The 15,163-nt window shown below is 54.9% G+C and carries 15 protein-coding genes; 7 read left to right on the plus strand and 8 right to left on the minus strand.

Features of this window, described 5'->3' with window-relative positions:
• Positions 1-31: 31 nt before the first annotated feature.
• From CLV58_RS11215 to CLV58_RS11225, 3 genes are all read left to right on the plus strand, one after another.
• Complete coding sequence (locus CLV58_RS11215; protein ID WP_106137902.1) at positions 32-1,423, plus strand: protoporphyrinogen/coproporphyrinogen oxidase; 1,392 nt, start codon at positions 32-34, stop codon at positions 1,421-1,423.
• Between the two features lie 109 nt (positions 1,424-1,532).
• Complete coding sequence (locus tag CLV58_RS11220) at positions 1,533-4,265, plus strand: hypothetical protein (RefSeq protein ID WP_106137903.1); 2,733 nt, start codon at positions 1,533-1,535, stop codon at positions 4,263-4,265.
• A 100-nt stretch (positions 4,266-4,365) separates the two neighbouring features.
• Positions 4,366-5,358 (plus strand): alginate O-acetyltransferase AlgX-related protein, encoded by a 993-nt coding sequence (locus CLV58_RS11225; RefSeq protein WP_106137904.1) that lies wholly within the window; start codon positions 4,366-4,368, stop codon positions 5,356-5,358.
• A 23-nt stretch (positions 5,359-5,381) separates the two neighbouring features.
• Here the strand turns inward: CLV58_RS11225 and bshB1 are convergent, their stop codons facing one another.
• The gene (bshB1, locus tag CLV58_RS11230) at positions 5,382-6,101 is read right to left on the minus strand and encodes a bacillithiol biosynthesis deacetylase BshB1 (RefSeq protein WP_106137905.1); all 720 of its coding nucleotides are present in this window, start codon (positions 6,099-6,101) and stop codon (positions 5,382-5,384) included.
• A gap of 256 nt (positions 6,102-6,357) precedes the next feature.
• Here bshB1 and CLV58_RS11235 point away from each other — a divergent pair, with 256 nt between their 5' ends.
• Positions 6,358-6,702, plus strand: coding sequence for a hypothetical protein (locus CLV58_RS11235; RefSeq protein WP_106137906.1), 345 nt, complete (start codon positions 6,358-6,360; stop codon positions 6,700-6,702).
• Between the two features lie 101 nt (positions 6,703-6,803).
• A complete protein-coding gene (locus CLV58_RS11240; protein WP_106137907.1) occupies positions 6,804-7,805 on the plus strand; it encodes a nitrilase-related carbon-nitrogen hydrolase in 1,002 nt (333 codons plus the stop codon).
• Positions 7,806-7,929: 124 nt separating this feature from the next.
• On the opposite strand, the gene CLV58_RS11245 is transcribed toward CLV58_RS11240, so the two are convergent.
• From CLV58_RS11245 to CLV58_RS11260, 4 genes are all read right to left on the minus strand, one after another.
• Positions 7,930-8,541, minus strand: a complete 612-nt coding sequence (locus tag CLV58_RS11245; protein ID WP_106137908.1) for an inorganic pyrophosphatase — start codon at positions 8,539-8,541, stop codon at positions 7,930-7,932.
• A 204-nt stretch (positions 8,542-8,745) separates the two neighbouring features.
• Positions 8,746-9,738, minus strand: coding sequence for a glycosyltransferase family 2 protein (locus tag CLV58_RS11250; RefSeq protein WP_106137909.1), 993 nt, complete (start codon positions 9,736-9,738; stop codon positions 8,746-8,748).
• 84 nt (positions 9,739-9,822) lie between these two features.
• Entirely contained in the window at positions 9,823-10,533 is a 711-nt protein-coding gene (locus tag CLV58_RS11255) for a tRNA1(Val) (adenine(37)-N6)-methyltransferase (protein ID WP_106137910.1), read from the minus strand.
• Positions 10,533-11,171 carry a ribonuclease H1 domain-containing protein gene (locus CLV58_RS11260; protein ID WP_106137911.1) on the minus strand — a complete coding sequence of 213 codons (639 nt, stop codon included), beginning with the start codon at positions 11,169-11,171 and terminating at the stop codon, positions 10,533-10,535. The genes CLV58_RS11255 and CLV58_RS11260 overlap by 1 nt, the downstream gene beginning before the upstream one ends.
• 181 nt (positions 11,172-11,352) lie before the next feature.
• Between CLV58_RS11260 and CLV58_RS11265 the strand changes: the two genes are divergently transcribed.
• A complete protein-coding gene (locus tag CLV58_RS11265) occupies positions 11,353-11,598 on the plus strand; it encodes a hypothetical protein (RefSeq protein WP_106137912.1) in 246 nt (81 codons plus the stop codon).
• Between the two features lie 133 nt (positions 11,599-11,731).
• Here the strand turns inward: CLV58_RS11265 and CLV58_RS11270 are convergent, their stop codons facing one another.
• Both CLV58_RS11270 and CLV58_RS11275 read right to left on the minus strand, forming a co-directional pair.
• Positions 11,732-12,175, minus strand: a complete 444-nt coding sequence (locus tag CLV58_RS11270) for a DUF3995 domain-containing protein (RefSeq protein ID WP_106137913.1) — start codon at positions 12,173-12,175, stop codon at positions 11,732-11,734.
• 86 nt (positions 12,176-12,261) lie between these two features.
• Positions 12,262-12,825: a Crp/Fnr family transcriptional regulator gene (locus CLV58_RS11275; protein ID WP_106137914.1), complete on the minus strand. Its 564-nt coding sequence runs from the start codon at positions 12,823-12,825 to the stop codon at positions 12,262-12,264.
• Between the two features lie 239 nt (positions 12,826-13,064).
• On the opposite strand from CLV58_RS11275, the gene CLV58_RS11280 reads away from it, so the two are divergent.
• On the plus strand, positions 13,065-14,069 hold the full coding sequence (locus tag CLV58_RS11280; RefSeq protein WP_106137915.1) for a patatin-like phospholipase family protein: 1,005 nt from the start codon (positions 13,065-13,067) through the stop codon (positions 14,067-14,069).
• Here the strand turns inward: CLV58_RS11280 and CLV58_RS11285 are convergent.
• The gene (locus tag CLV58_RS11285; protein WP_106137916.1) at positions 14,066-15,034 is read right to left on the minus strand and encodes an MBL fold metallo-hydrolase; all 969 of its coding nucleotides are present in this window, start codon (positions 15,032-15,034) and stop codon (positions 14,066-14,068) included. The genes CLV58_RS11280 and CLV58_RS11285 overlap by 4 nt on opposite strands.
• Positions 15,035-15,163: the final 129 nt, after the last annotated feature.

Raw genomic sequence — 15,163 nt, forward strand, 5'->3', positions numbered from 1 at the left:
ATCCAAGAAAAGACAATCAACGTTTTCCTTCATGAAGTACAAGTATGTTATCATTGGCTCCGGCCCAACGGGGCTGGGTGCAGCGCACCGCCTGAAAGAACTTGGCATCACGGATTTTATCGTGCTGGAAAAGGAAAATCGCATCGGTGGGTTGTCGAAAAGTTTCGTTGACGAAAAAGGGTTTACCTGGGACGTAGGCGGCCACGTTCAGTTTTCCCACTACAAGTACTTCGATGACCTGATGGTAGCCGCCCTCGGCGAAGACGGCTGGTACAGTCATCAGCGTGAATCATGGGTCTGGATCGAAAACCGGTTTGTGCCGTATCCGTTCCAGAACAACATCAAGTACCTCACGCCCGAAACGATGTGGAAATGCCTTGAAGGCATTATTCACAACTACAAGCACCCGACGACGGTGAAACCCGCCAACTTCCGCGAATGGATTCTGGCGACGTTCGGACCGGGCCTGGCCGAGACGTTCATGTTCCCGTATAACTTTAAGGTGTGGGCTTACCCTACCGAGGAGATGAACGCAGCCTGGGTTGGTGAGCGCGTTGCCGTAACGGACCTGAGCCGGGTGACGAAAAACATCATTTTCAACAACGACGATTTTTCGTGGGGTCCCAACAGCACGTTCAAATTCCCCAAGCATGGCGGAACGGGTGGTATCTGGGAAGCCGTGGGTAACCTGGTTGGTCGCGAGTACATCAAACTCAACGCTACCGTCGAGAAAGTAATCGGTCCCGAAAAGAAAATCATCCTCGCCGGTGGCGAAGAAATCGAGTACGAACACCTGATGAGCACGGTACCGCTCGATTTGTTTGTGCAGAAAGTGGAAGGGCTGGACGCCGATACCGTTCAGCGAGCACAGGGGCTGAAGCACTCGTCGACAAACGTGGTCGGTATCGGTCTGAAAGGCAAGCCGAAGCCAAGCCTGGAAACGATGTGCTGGATGTACTTCCCGGAATACAACAGCCCGTACTACCGCGTGACGGTGTTCTCGAACTACAGCCCGCACAACGTACCGGACATCAACCAAAACTGGTCACTGATGACCGAAACGAGCGAATCGTCGGCGAAACCCGTCAACCGCGAAACCCTGATCGCCGACACGATCCGGGCGCTGATTGAAGATCAGCTGATCGAATCGGCGGACGATGTCGTATCGACTTTCCACATGGCCTTCGATTACGGGTATCCAACGCCTTCGGTTGAGCGCGACGGTATCCTGAAAGACGTACTGCCGAAACTGGAGCCGTTCGGCATCTACTCACGTGGTCGCTTCGGTGCCTGGAAATACGAGGTTAGCAACCAGGATCACTCGCTGATGCAGGGTGTTGAATGGGCCAACCGCGTGGCAGCCGGCGTTCCCGAACTGACCCTCCCCTTCCCCGACACCGCCAACGCGATGTGGGGTAAGTAAAAAATAGGTTTACAGTATACGGTTTACAGTTTTCAGTGTTCGGCAGGTAACTTTACCTGGGTCCGGCTGACGACTGTAAACCGTATACGTTAAACCGGAAACCTCTTCTATGAACCGACGTATCCTGATTGGTATTGGCGTAGTAATCGTAGCGATAGCGGGTTGGCTGGGCTATCGACAGATGCACCCACCCGGCCGCACGGTCGGGTCGCTGATGCCGTCGGGATCGCTGCTGGTGCTGGCCAGCAACCGACTTCAGGATACTGTATCGGCACAGGAGCTGCGCACGCAGATTTCGCTGCAACAACTACCGGTGTTTGCAGAAGCCCGCCAGCGGCTCGACCGATTTCTGTACGCAACCGCCGATACCGCGACCGCGCTTACATTCATCCGAAACAAGAACGTTCGGTATTCGCTGCACCCGATTACCAAAACGACACTTGACTTCATTGTTTACATCCCAATCACCGATGGGGCTGCCGACCGGTCGTATCTGGATAAGCTGACCAATCCCGACCCGCGCTATCACCGGGTTCTGAACCACGTCTTCAGAAACGAGAAAATCTTTGACCTCGTCGCCCGCTCGGGTGAGCAACTGGGATCGTTTATCTTGACCGACGACTTTCTGGTTGTCAGCACGTCCGGTATCCTGATCGAGAACGTAGCCGAACGGCTTCATCAGTCGCTTTCCCTTCCCCGATCCGAGCCTGCCTTCCGCGTCGACGCCGACCACTGGGCCGGACTGACCATGCGGCCCGAAGTGCTGCAATCGCTGTTCGAAAATACGGGGTCGCTGGTACGGCTGTTTCTGCCCGAATCGATCGATTTGCAATTCCGACCGTCTGGTTCGCATACGCACCTGATTGGCTACGCATCCGATGAGATTGGCAACCGGCAGGATGTCGCCGACCTCTTTGCCGGGCAGACACCCCGCCGGATTCAGAGCGCCGACCTGATTCCACAAACGACCGCCACCATTTATTACATCGGCCTGACCGATCCGACGCGCTTCGGCCGGTCGATGAGTCGACTGCTTAGCTCGGCATCGGGTGATTTTCTCCGCGACCGGTTTTCGCAGATCAAATCAGCGGCACCAGCTGTCTACGCAGCCTTGGGCTCTGACGTACTCTTGTGCCGACTGGAATCATCCGGCGACCGCGATGCGCGGGTGCTGGTACTGAATACGGCGAATTCACAACAGTTGAAAGCCTTGTCGACGGCCTGGCAACAGGTAGCCATTCAGGCAGGAGCCCGCCGTATTCCCCCCCCCGTCGATTTTCTGGGTCATAAGCTACTCCGACTGGATGTACCCGAGTTGCCCGCGTCATTGTTCAGCAGTTTATTTTCGGGTTTTCGACAAAGCTGGATCACGCAGCATGGCAACGCACTCATCATAGCCAATGGTGAAGACGTCATGCAGGATTATCTGCAACAGGTTCAGCGCAAGCTGGTCTGGGCCACCGACGAACGACAAAGTGACTTACTGAACAATACCCTGCGTCCGGCCAATTTTACGGCGTTGCTGCGGCTGAACCGGCAGGCGAATGGTCAAATGGCGGTGATGGCCAACTGGCCGCTGGGCTGGCAAAACCTGTTCGACAGTCAGGGCGACGGCGTAAGTTCGTCGTTCGACAACCTCGAAACAATGGCGTACCAGGCAAGCTACGGCAACGAGAATATTCTCTCGACGGTTGTACTGGGCCGAACGACGCGCCGGGCCAGTCAGGCCGTGCAGAACCGCGTGCTGCTGCAAAAGCGAATCGAACTGGAGGAACCGCTGGTAGCCACGCCCATCGTAACGGGTAGTTTCAGCCGGGGCTCGGCGCAGTTCTTTGCCCAGACTGGCACCGGCCAACTTACGTTCATTTCGCCCTACGGCGACAAGATCGGTCCCGTGTCAACCGACGGGCCAATTCGTAGTAATGCCTTGTCCGTCGATTTTCTGAATAATGGCCGGCTGCAATACCTGTTCATGACGGATCGGTCGCTGTACATCGTCGACCCGGCTCCGCGTAAGATTCAGCTCAAACGGATTGCTTTACCAGCCGGTATCGACCCCACCTACCTGACCCGTCCCCGTGGCGCTACGCACCGGAACTGGATCGCACTGGCTACGCACGCCAACGGTTCGGTGTATGCCCTCGACCGGCAGCAACAGGCCTTTGTTCGCATTGCATCCCCGAATCAAAAGCTACCACTGCTGCATCCGATTCAGGTACAGGCAACGCCAAAGGGTATGACGATGCTGGCGGCCCAGGCAGACGGTACCGTTCAGTACTGGCAGGAAAACGGTGCCGCCTTCCCCAATTTCCCGGTTCGCATTCAACGTAAAAGTGCCGAGTCCGCGCTGGTACAACTGGCAAGCCCGGCTCTACTGCCGTTCGGTCAGGCGACTATTCAGGTGATTACCGAAGAGGGCGAACTGATGCAGCTCAGCACGACAGGACAGGTTCAGAAGCGTATTCAGCTTTACCGGCCGGTACGTAGAGGGGTGTTCAAACTCTTTCCCGACGAGTCCCAGACGACCTGGCTGCTGCTGCGCGAAACAGACACGGAAGTCGCGATACTGAATCAGAAAGGCGAACAACAGTTCGACGTGCGGGCCCTGCAACCGGGTACCACGATTGTACGTTATCACCGGCTGGGAGCGGGCGTTACTATCGTCAGCATTAAGTCGGGGGCGTTTACGACGCTGTATGATCTCAACGGACGTACCATTGGTGACCGGCCGATTCCCAGCGATTTCCCGGTTGCCTTGCAATTTGACGCCCAGACCAACGAACTTTACATCCTCAGCGGGTCGCAAAAGACAGTACAACTGTTCAGCATCCGCATGCGATAAGGTGGTATTCGGTATACAGTTTTCTGTTTACGGTTGGCGACAACTCCGAAAACCGTAAACAGAAAACCGAATACCGTAAACTGTATACCGTAAACTGACAATGCGTTTTTTAAAATACACGGTACTGGCCCTGGTGGTCCTGTTTTGGGCGGGGGGGCTTTCTTCGACGGTAGGTCACTGGTTGTATGATCTGGGCCTGGTAGTCGACGATTACCGCTACGGCGATTTATACCGCGTATCGGCGCTACCGCATTTCAAAACCCCGACAACGCCCTGCCCCACGGCTAATCTCGCCAGCGATACCGCCACGACAGATCTTTACCTGATCGGCGACAGTTTTTCGGAAGCCGAACGCATCGGCCGCAGCGATTTCCCGGTCGACTATTATCAGCGAATCAAGTGGGAGTTTCCACAGCAGGCCAAACTTAACCCGGCACATCGGAACGTGCTACTTATCGAAACCGTCGAGCGGCACCTGCGCGACCATTTCAGCCAACCCATTCGGGAACTATCGGTGGTACAGGATACCGGCCGGACCGTCCTGGTTCCCTGGTATAAGCGCACGTATCAGGATTTACACCGCGAAGACGTCGAAGAACGGCTGGAGTCGCTGCTATTCAGTCAGGACTGGGCGTTCTGGTTTAAAGAGTTGAAGGCGCGCATTACCCTCGACTGGTTCGATCGAATCAGCACGGGAGCCAGTCTGTCGCTCGACAAGCAGCATATTTTCCTCAACACCGATACCGATAGCACGAAGCGGCAGTCCTCCTTTTCCAGCCTGACCGACGGGCAGGTCAACGCCCTGGTCGACAGCATCAATGCCACGGCTGACCGGTTCAAACGGCAGGGTTTTGACGACGTTTATCTGGCGGTTGTACCCAACAAGGCAACGATTCTGGAGCCGAACCGCGCTGTTTACAATCACCTGATCGAACGGGTTCAACGGCATCCCGGCCTGCGCGTATCAACCGTCGACGTGTACTCCCGGTACACCCGCGCCAGCCAGCCCGTCTACCAGCCCGGTGATACGCACTGGACCTGCTACGGGCGAGAACTATGGCTGAGCGAGGTCCGGCGGGTGTTACAGCTATAACTGTGCGCGATCGGCACAGCAGACTAGATCAGACTGAACAGATCGCTGACCCCCAGCATACGGCGGCTAATGAAGCCTTCACCAAAATCGACACCGATCATGTGCCCGTGTTCGCGGGTGCGTGATTCCAGAAAATCCATAAACGATTTTCCCGAAATATAGCTGGCCGGTTCGTCGCTGTCTGGGTTGAAAAACTGGCTTTTATAGGCCTTTATGGCTGCAATTTTTCCATCCCAATATGGAGTTATGTCAACGACGAAGTCGGGTTGTAGCGACCGATCCTGGATGTAGTGATACACGTAAATAGGCCGGTGCGCTTCCTGGTCATTACCCTGCTCATCGACCGTTTTGATCTGCCGTAAGCCGGCGTAAAAGCAAGCTTCGACAACCAGTTCAGCAGCCCGGCCGTGGTCGGGATGGCGGTCGTCGGGGGTATTGGCCAGTACAATCTGTGGGCGGTATTTGCGAATCTTGGCGATTAACGCCCGTTGATGTTCCTCGTCATTCCGGAAAAACCCGTCGCGGAAACCCATATTTTCCCGTGCCGACAGCTTCATAATACGCGCGCCCTCGGCTGCTTCCTGCGCCCGAATCTCAGGCGTGCCGCGCGTACCCAGTTCCCCCCGGGTCAGGTCGACGGCGGCAACGGTTTTACCCTGTGCAATCAGTGATAGAATTGTGCCGGAGCAGGTCATCTCAATATCATCAGGGTGGGCACCAATGGCCAGTACATCGACAGTCATATTCGTTCAGACAGGGAAAAAATGTATGCACAACTCGTGTATCCACAGCTATGCTTTATCAGTGAAGCGTAGGGTTAATGAGTTTGTTCCTGAATCATCAGCCGTACCGGCAAAAATATGCGTAGCAAACAGCACAAAAGTCTAGCTATCAGCCCTATAAACAGGTGTATTCTTTATTGATCGGTAAGAAAGCGGCAAATCACCTGTCTTGTTAAATAAGTATAGAAAACAACGCCGACCGGGGGACAGTGCGTTTATGCCACTGATCGACATGGCTACTCGGAGCGATCTGCCACCAATGACGAGTACCGGTACCGAAACCGATCCGCTACAAATGAAGATCATCCACCTGGGCGACAAAGTCCAGTCGGCTGGCGTACCCGTTATCTACCGGTTATCCCGCGCGAGTTTTCTGGGTGTATTCCCCTTGTCCCGAAGTCGCTCAGGCGTTGGTCGCACACCAATCGATAGCAGTCTTGAAGCAGGCAACAACACTCTTTTTTCCAGGTTAGTCCCGCGATTTGTCGTTCCCGGCATCTTTTCAACCGGCAGACTGGCTGATGGTGTGACTTTTGCGCGTCAGTCAGGTGGTGTCAGCTAGTCAGCGCGTACGCAGGCCAGTACCAGAAAGTGCCAATAAGCCGTAGTTTTGGTCGTTTTCTGCCGGCTACGACCAGCTAAACCCACCTAGTCAAACTTGATATGGCTTACAAAGCACTTTCCTTGCAGATCAATGCGCCTACCGTAACCGTTTTGTCTTCCCGTGATGATGCCGAAGCACAAATGCTGGCAGCCATCAACCGGCTCGACCATCAGCTCACCGCTACACTGAATCAGGCTGGTCGGGATTTGTTACTTGTCGTGACGCCCGAAGCGTTCCTAACCGGTGCGCCCGGTACGGAAAGCATCGATGAATGGCGTGACAAAGCCTGTCTGGAAATTGACGGCCGTATTTACGAGGCCCTGTCAGCGATGGTTCAGCGGCACCAACTATATTTCTGCGGTAATGCCTATGAGCAGGACCCGTATTTCCCCGAATTATTTTTCCAGACCAGCTTCCTCATCGGCCCTACTGGTGATGTGTTGCTACGCTACCGGCGGCTAAACGCAGTAGGTATACCCACCCCCCACGACGTTTGGGGTCTCTATCTGGATGCGTATGGCTACGACGCACTTTTTCCAGTAGCAAGAACAAACATTGGCAATCTGGCCTGTCTGGCGGGCGACGACCTGCTTTATCCGGAAGTAGCCCGCTGCCTGACGATGCGTGGGGCAGAGGTGCTGCTACATGCAGCCGCCGAGTCGTACAGTCCAGTTCCGCCTTACCGCTCGCTGGTTCGTCAGGTACGGGCCGCCGAAACCATGTCGTACCTCGTATCAGCCAATCTGGCGGGGCTTACCGAGGGGCCGGTACCGCTTGCCGGGGGTGGTTCGAAAATCGTGGACCCTCGGGGATTGGTACTGGCCGAAGCAGGCTATGGCGAAAGCATTGCTGTCGTGGCCGATGTTGATCTGGCGGTCCTGCGAGAACTTCGGCAACGCCCGGCCGCTACAAACTGGCCGGCGCAGCTTCGTACTGAACTGTACGCCGAGAGCTATACGCAGCATGCCGTTTACCCACCGGGGACACTCCTCAGCCAAACTCCCGATCGACAGCATAACCTGCGCACGCAGCAGGAAGTCGTTCGCAAGCTATACGCATAAAAAAAGGGCCAGGTGGCCCTTTTTTTATGCGTATAGCTTGCAGCTTACGGTACTTAGTTTTCGGTTTACGATTGGCGCGTATTGTGGCAACCGTAAACTGTACAGCGAAAACCGTATACCACTTTTACAATTCCAGCTGCTTGTAGTCTTCCATCGACGTGCGGATCACCTCGCAGGCTTCCTCACGACCGTAGATTGTTGCCAGTTCCATGATGGTTGGCTCACCGGGCAGATTTTTGTAGGTCAGGAAGTAGTGACGCAGGCGTTTCACAACACCTTCGGGCAGCTCAGCCAACTCACGGAAATGACCATACATCGCGTCGCCTTTCAGTACGGCAATGATTTTATCGTCAGCTTCACCCTTGTCGATCAGGCGGAACCCACCGATGGGGATTGCTTTCAGGAGGATGTCGCCGTGGGTGATTTCGCGCTCGGTCAGTACGCAGATGTCGAGCGGATCGCCGTCGCCTTCGGTGATTTCCCGACCCGACCGTTCCGATGCCAGTTGAGCGATACCATCGCCACAATAGGTACGGGGTACGAAGCCGTACAGCGCCGGAATGATGTTGGAATACTGCTGTGGCCGGTCGATGGTCAGGTAGCCAGACTCTTTGTCGATTTCATATTTCACCGTATCGGTTGGTACGATTTCGATAAAGGCGGTAATTACGTCCGGAGCATCTTCGCCCGGTGAAATGCCATGCCAGGGGTGCGCTTTAGAGGGGGTTTTTGACATTGTGTCTGGTGAGGTTGTGTCGAGATATGTCTGCATACGATTTAAAGAAAAAACTGCACTATACAAAGCTTAGGCCAACAGATAAAACAGACATTCCGCCCGCCTTTGTCCATACTGCGCCGGGGTGGCGCGACAAAAGCGGGCGGAATATGCTTTAGAACAGCCAAATATACATCGGAGAAACGGCTCGTCGGTCTTTTCTGTTTAAACGGGTCGCTTCTCGATAAATCCAACGCGTTCAGCAACGGCTGACTCACCCGATTTGTCGAGCGTTTGTCGGACGAGCATTTCGCCCAAAAAACCAGCCAAAAATAACTGTACGCCGAGGATAATCGCGACAAGGCCAACGAAAAATAGGGGGTTGTCGGTCACGTTGCGGTAGCGCTCCCCGTTGGCAATGTTGATTAGCTTTTCGGCGATCAGCCAGATCGCCATTACCGACCCGACGAAGAACGACAGCGTACCCATCGTCCCGAAAAAGTGCATGGGTCGCTTGCTGAACCGGTGCACAAAGGCAATGACCAGCACATCGAGAAAGCCGTTGACGAAGCGTTCCAGCCCGAATTTGGTCGATCCGTATTTACGCGCCCGGTGCTGCACCACTTTTTCGCCGATTCGGGTAAAGCCATTCCAGTTGGCCACGATGGGCAGGTTCCGGTGCATATCGCCGTACAGTGTCGGGGCAATTACTTTCACCACGCGCTGCCGGTAGGCTTTGAGCCCGCAGTTGAAGTCGTGCAGGTTTACCCCCGAAATCCAGCGCGATACAGCATTGAACAGCTTGGTCGGCAGTGTTTTCGTAATCGGGTCGTACCGCTTCTGTTTCCAGCCCGACACCAGGTCGTAGCCTTCCTGCGTAATCAGACGATAGAGTTCAGGAATCTCGTCGGGACTGTCCTGCAAGTCAGCATCCATCGTGATTACGACTTGCCCGCGTACGGCCTGAAAACCCGTTTGCAGCCCCGCCGTTTTGCCGTAATTACGATTGAACCGAATACCCCGCACATGCGGATTCCGGTCGGCCAGCTGTTCGATCACCGCCCAGGAATTGTCGGTGCTGCCGTCATCGACGAAGAGAATTTCGTAGGTCAACTGGTTTTCCGTCACGACCCGTACAATCCAGTCGTGCAGTTCGGGCAGCGACTCGTCTTCGTTGTACAAGGGAATCAGAACGGATAACTGAAGCGGTTCGGTCATGGATTATGGTAAGTACCGAGGTGGTGTCAGGCGTAAAACACCATTTTGCCCCGATCAATTCGTCCGCAAAGGTCGGAAACAGATTCAGAAAATGAGATAGTAGTTGCGGAGTAGGTTTCGAAAGGCATCGGTATAGGTTCGGCCATCGGTTTCATACACCGCTAGTTCGTGCAACTCAATGGGTTTCTCCGCAAACGAAAAGCCCGTCACCTGTCGAAAAACGGGTTTCTGAGCGTGGTGTCGCAGGTCGAGTTGATGAAATGGATACAGTTCGTACGATTGCGCCAGCGTGGTCACTACCTTCATTTCGTAGGGCGGCAGCAAGATCCACCACTGCCCATCCGGCCGCAGCAACTGCCGAACAGCCGATAGCAGGTCGTCGAACGGCAGATCACCGGTATGCAGCGCCCGGTTTACAGCTGCATCGGGGGAACGCAACTGGTTGGTGTAGAATGGCGGATTTGTCAGAATACGACCGTACTGTTGCTGGTGTTCGGAAAGGGCGGCAAACGCCTGAATGGCTTGATGGTGCACCCGCACCCGACCGGCAAACGGACTATCGGCCACATTGTCGACGGCTTGCGCGTAGGCGTCAGCGTCGATCTCTACCGCGTCGATTTGGGCCGATGTATTACGCTGGGCGGCCATGAGCGCCAGTAACCCCGTGCCGGTTCCGATGTCGAGCAGCCGTCCGCCATCACCCACGTCGGCCCAGGCCCCCAGTACACAGGCATCGGTACAGACTTTCATAGCCGCCCGCTCCTGCCGAATCGTGAATTGCTTGAACCGAAACATTATTTACGCCCGAAGTCGGCCGGATTTTCGCCCCAGACCGTCGTTTCCCATTTGAGTACCGGATTGGCAAACCGGTGTGTCTTCAGCCAGGTTTCGGCCCGGTCGATTAGTTCGAAGAGTTCGGCGTTGCGGCCCGTTTCCTCCAGTTTGGTGTTTGCTTTTTTCTTCTGCACCCAGCCGATCGCCGTTCTGGAATCGGAATAAACGGGGATGTTGCTGTTTTTCTGGTGCAGGAACGCCAGCGCGTGCACGATCGCCAGGAATTCGCCGATGTTGTTGGTCCCGTCGCGGTAGGGGCCCATCAGGAACAGCCGCTGCCGGGTCGCCAGGTAGATACCCTGGTACTCCATATCGCCGGTAGCCGTGTTCCAGGCCGCATCGACCACCAGACTGTCTTCGTTGGGATCGCCCACCAGACCCGGTAGCTTACCCTGCTTCCCCGCCGGTTTGGGGCCCTGCCCAATGTGCTGATGGGGTTTGTCTTTATAGGCACTCAGCGCAGCCGCTTTCGAATCGAACGATTTAAACAGCGGGCCGTCGAACCCGTCGGTCTGAGCTTTGGCTTCGTCCCAGCTATCGTAGACGCCCGGCTTCCGTCCTTTCCAGACTACATAAAATTTAGGCTTCTTCGCAGCCATCTCTCCCTAATTCGTGAAACAAAACAAGGATCAGCCGCAGCAACGGGACGCCTGGCGCGCACCGGTACTGCGATTGACCACGCAATATTAAGCGGAAAGGCTATGTGCCCATGCAGGCCCGACAAACAAAGGTCGGCAACGAGCGGTTCTTTGACCGACCAACTTAATCACAGGAGTAGCTATGCGAACTGAAACAGCATCGTATCTGACAAGCCCAAGTCCCGTTGTGCTCATCGTCTACAAGAAAGAGCCTTACCAGTATTGCGCCGTTTTTGTCAACCAGACACGCGAACAGGCGGAAGAGTTGTTCAAGCAGAAATACACGGTCGAGCCGGGCAGCGACTACGAGGTGAAGGAATACGAGAATGTTGAAAGCTACTCGGTAGCCGAAAACGGCGAACTACTCGTCAACGGTAGTTATAAATAGATGATATAGACAGGATTACGGGATTTTCAGGATTCATATTTTTTATAATACTGAAAGTTCCATAATCCTGTTCATTAACGCTAACTGAGTGCCGGTTATGACAGATTACGTGTATCGTATACCCAACCCAATATCAGCACTGTAGTACAAAACAGGCCAGGTGGCTCATTGCCAACGCTCCGCACAAGGGCGTATACAGCGCGGTGTCATACCTGGCGAAGACTGTGTTCCGCACTCGTTTGGTCAAGCCTACGTATTTGAAATCGCCGAGCGTTCGCAAGACGAACAGCAGACCAATGAGCAGCAGGCCGTACCGATGAATGGTGCTGGGCAGCAGCCAGTTACTTGGCAACCAGCGATATACGTTCAGTAGCAAACCTACCAGCAATGCACCGGCAACCAGTAGTGTCATCAGCCGGCCCGGTATAAAAACGGGCTTGTCATCAGCGGCAAGTTGTGGTAAAGCGTTTGCTGCGGCCCAGCTACCGCCGAAGGCCCAGTATACATGCAGTAAGGCAATTAGGCCGAAAATCAGCGCGTTAAACAGAAACAGACTGGTTGTGAGACTAGTATACATCGGATAAAGCCATCGCCGTAGCGCGGCTAGTTGTTCGGCAGCAAATATCCGGTTGAGCAACGCGACGAGTCGTTCACTTAAGGTAATTAATGCGGCACGATGCGCTTGCGAATCCGGCTCAGCGATTGCGGTGTAACACCCAGATAGGTCGCGATGTATTTCTGCGGAATTTTCTGAAACACGGTTGGCTGCTGACTCAGTAAAGCCAGGTACCGTTCTTCCGGGCTCAGAAACAGTAAATCATTAATTCGCTGGCGAGCAGTGAGAAAGATCTGATCAGCCATGATCCGGCCGAAGCGCTGCCAGTACATCGACGTCTCGTATAGCGCAAACAGATCGTCCCGATGAATCAGTTGAACCGTCGTTGGTTCCAGCGCCTGAATGGCCAGCGTCGATGGTTGCCGGGTCAGCACGCTTTCGTAGTTGGTAAACAGTTGCCCTGTCCAGTGAAACAGAAAGCTAACGTCATTCCCGGCTGAGTCGACGTAAAAAGTCCGCAGCGTTCCGTTTACAACAAAGCCGAGATGCTGGCAAATCGCACCGGGCTGAAGCAGAAAGTCGTGTTTCGCCAGCGTTACCGATGTCAGCTTCGGCGCTAATTCGTCCCAGTGCAGCGAGTCTAGTTGAAGAAGCGTGGCGTAATCGTGCATAAGTCGGTCGTATAGCCGTTAGTGAGCGTGTGGTGTCAGCGAAGTAACGTACGAAATTGGTACGTCAATCGACACGACCAATTCGCCACAGTACATACGCTACGGGGCAACGTAACGTTCTATGGCTATCTGGTGAATACTGCTGAAATCAGCTTAGTCAGCATGTCCAGTTCCTGTCGCCAGCAACGTGTTTTACGCTGTTGATTCCCGTTTTGCCCTACCGCATCTATCCGTCTGCCATGAAACTGGTTAGTACCATCTGTCTGCTTTTTCTCCTGCATATCACGGCGGTAGCCCGGCCTGATTCGCTGCGTTACCGAAACCTGGTTTTCGAAGGTGGCGGGGTACGCGGCATTGCCTACGCCGGCGCATTGAACGTGCTGGAACAGCGGGGTGTACTGGCATCGGTCGAGCGGGTGGGCGGCTCGTCGGTCGGGGCGGTCACAGCCCTGCTGCTATCATTGGGGTACAACGCCACTGAAATTCGGGACTTGTTGAGCGACTTGAAAATTCAGCAGTTCAACGATGGCCGCTGGTTTTTTCTGGGTGGGTTTCATCGGCTTACCCAACGCTACGGCTGGTACCGGGGTGAGCGCTTTGAACGCTGGGTAGAATCGGTTATCGCCCGCAAAACGAATCAGCCGAACCTTACCTTTGCCGAATTACACCAGCAGCATCTGACCAACGTCACCTTTAAAGATTTGTACGTAACGGGTACCAACCTGACAACCCAGCAGGTGGTCGTGTTTTCGCACGAGAAGACACCCGACATGCCACTGAAGACAGCCATTCGTGTCAGCATTTCCGTACCAATGTATTTCGGCGCGGTCCTGCTCGACAAAGATAATCAGGTCGTTACCAAGCCGAAGAAAGGACAGGATTACCAGGTGCTGATCGACGGGGGTGTATTAGCTAACTACCCGCTCGATCTGTTCGACGTCAACCACCAGCCCAACCCGGAAACGCTGGTCCTGAAACTGGTCAGGCCCGAACAGGCAACATATGCCCGCACGGCCGACGGTCCCGCTCCCTACCCGATCCGCAACATCAAACAATATGTGGGGGCGCTCTACACCTTTGTGCTCGATGGGTTTAACAGCCGTCAGTCCGGCGCATCGGAGCGCGACCGGACGCTGTACATCAGTACGGAAGGTATATCGCCCCGCGTTCGGCGCGTCCCTCGTCGGCAGATTCAGCAGTTGTACGAGAGTGGCGAACGCGGGGCGCTGTATTTTCTGCGTTAGTCGTCGTCGCGCTTGGGCCAGAACGAATAGAGTAATATACCCAGCACCACCCCTACGCCGACCGTCCGGGCGACATGGAACGAAATGGGCGTTGGCATCGACACGATTCCCGACTCGTCCGTTACAGCCGCCTGCTTGACATAGCGACCATCCTTCGACGGAATCGACAGCTCGTCGAACTTATCCGTCAGTTTGTTCAGGCCGATGGTCAGGTCGGACCCACGCACGACAACGCCGTGACCGGAGCCAACGGCAAGTGGCTTCAGTTCTTTCAGCTTCTTAACCGACTGCCGGGCAGCGTCCCAATCGCAGGTGAAGTAAGCCGGCGGGCCGTGAAACTCCTGTCGCTGCGTCGCCACGGCCGACACTTCGTTCTGATTGGTGGTTACGAAGGCGTCGCCCGCCAGCAGTGTCCGGTCCGACTCCCGGAACAGGGAAATATGGCCGGGGGCGTGACCGGGCGTAAACACAACTTTCCAGCCAGGCAGTTCGGGAATGGTATCGCCATCGTCAACGGGTTTTATTTTATCGCCAAAATCCGTTGGGCCGATGGGAAACACCCACGACATATACGACATGCCTCCCCCACCGATAGCCGGGTCAGGTGGCGGATAGCCGGATTTCCCCTGCAAGTATGGCAGTTCAAGCCGGTGGGCGTAAACCGGGACATCCCAGTCTTTCAGTAGCGACTCCAGGTTACCAACGTGGTCAGCGTGGCCGTGTGTCAGCACGATTGCCTGCGGCTTTGTGCCTTCGCCAAACAGTTCGGCGGCTTTATCTTTGACCGAACTGCTAAAGCCCATAAAGCCCGTGTCGACCAGTACCCACGGGTTACCGGGGCCGGGTTCTCCCACAAAAAACAGGTTGACGAACAAGGTTTTGATACCGGCAACGTCGTCGGTTACCTTGTACGGTGCGTCGGCTGACTTGACCTTCGACGGCTCGGATTTGATTATGCTTTCCATACCTGACTGAGTTGTTTGTTCTTTCAACCGCAGCCGGAAATGATTGTTTGCGATCCAGGAAGCCACTGCATTGACAGCTTGTCAAAATGTCCGATTTATACAATCGGTCATACGCGTCGCTATCGAATT

Source organism: Spirosoma oryzae (assembly GCF_003002825.1).
Taxonomy (GTDB): Bacteria; Bacteroidota; Bacteroidia; order Cytophagales; family Spirosomataceae; genus Spirosoma; species Spirosoma oryzae.

Bases quoted from the DNA above. Each gene is read 5' to 3' on its own strand.
- CLV58_RS11245 (WP_106137908.1), bottom strand. From the start codon at position 8,541: ATGTCAAAAACCCCCTCTAAAGCGCACCCCTGGCATGGCATTTCACCG.
- CLV58_RS11215 (WP_106137902.1), top strand. From the start codon at position 32: ATGAAGTACAAGTATGTTATCATTGGCTCCGGCCCAACGGGGCTGGGT.
- CLV58_RS11225 (WP_106137904.1), top strand. From the start codon at position 4,366: ATGCGTTTTTTAAAATACACGGTACTGGCCCTGGTGGTCCTGTTTTGG.
- bshB1 (WP_106137905.1), bottom strand. From the start codon at position 6,101: ATGACTGTCGATGTACTGGCCATTGGTGCCCACCCTGATGATATTGAG.
- CLV58_RS11250 (WP_106137909.1), bottom strand. From the start codon at position 9,738: ATGACCGAACCGCTTCAGTTATCCGTTCTGATTCCCTTGTACAACGAA.
- CLV58_RS11235 (WP_106137906.1), top strand. From the start codon at position 6,358: ATGCCACTGATCGACATGGCTACTCGGAGCGATCTGCCACCAATGACG.
- CLV58_RS11280 (WP_106137915.1), top strand. From the start codon at position 13,065: ATGAAACTGGTTAGTACCATCTGTCTGCTTTTTCTCCTGCATATCACG.
- CLV58_RS11275 (WP_106137914.1), bottom strand. From the start codon at position 12,825: ATGCACGATTACGCCACGCTTCTTCAACTAGACTCGCTGCACTGGGAC.
- CLV58_RS11240 (WP_106137907.1), top strand. From the start codon at position 6,804: ATGGCTTACAAAGCACTTTCCTTGCAGATCAATGCGCCTACCGTAACC.
- CLV58_RS11260 (WP_106137911.1), bottom strand. From the start codon at position 11,171: ATGGCTGCGAAGAAGCCTAAATTTTATGTAGTCTGGAAAGGACGGAAG.
- CLV58_RS11270 (WP_106137913.1), bottom strand. From the start codon at position 12,175: ATGTATACTAGTCTCACAACCAGTCTGTTTCTGTTTAACGCGCTGATT.
- CLV58_RS11220 (WP_106137903.1), top strand. From the start codon at position 1,533: ATGAACCGACGTATCCTGATTGGTATTGGCGTAGTAATCGTAGCGATA.
- CLV58_RS11265 (WP_106137912.1), top strand. From the start codon at position 11,353: ATGCGAACTGAAACAGCATCGTATCTGACAAGCCCAAGTCCCGTTGTG.
- CLV58_RS11285 (WP_106137916.1), bottom strand. From the start codon at position 15,034: ATGGAAAGCATAATCAAATCCGAGCCGTCGAAGGTCAAGTCAGCCGAC.
- CLV58_RS11255 (WP_106137910.1), bottom strand. From the start codon at position 10,533: ATGTTTCGGTTCAAGCAATTCACGATTCGGCAGGAGCGGGCGGCTATG.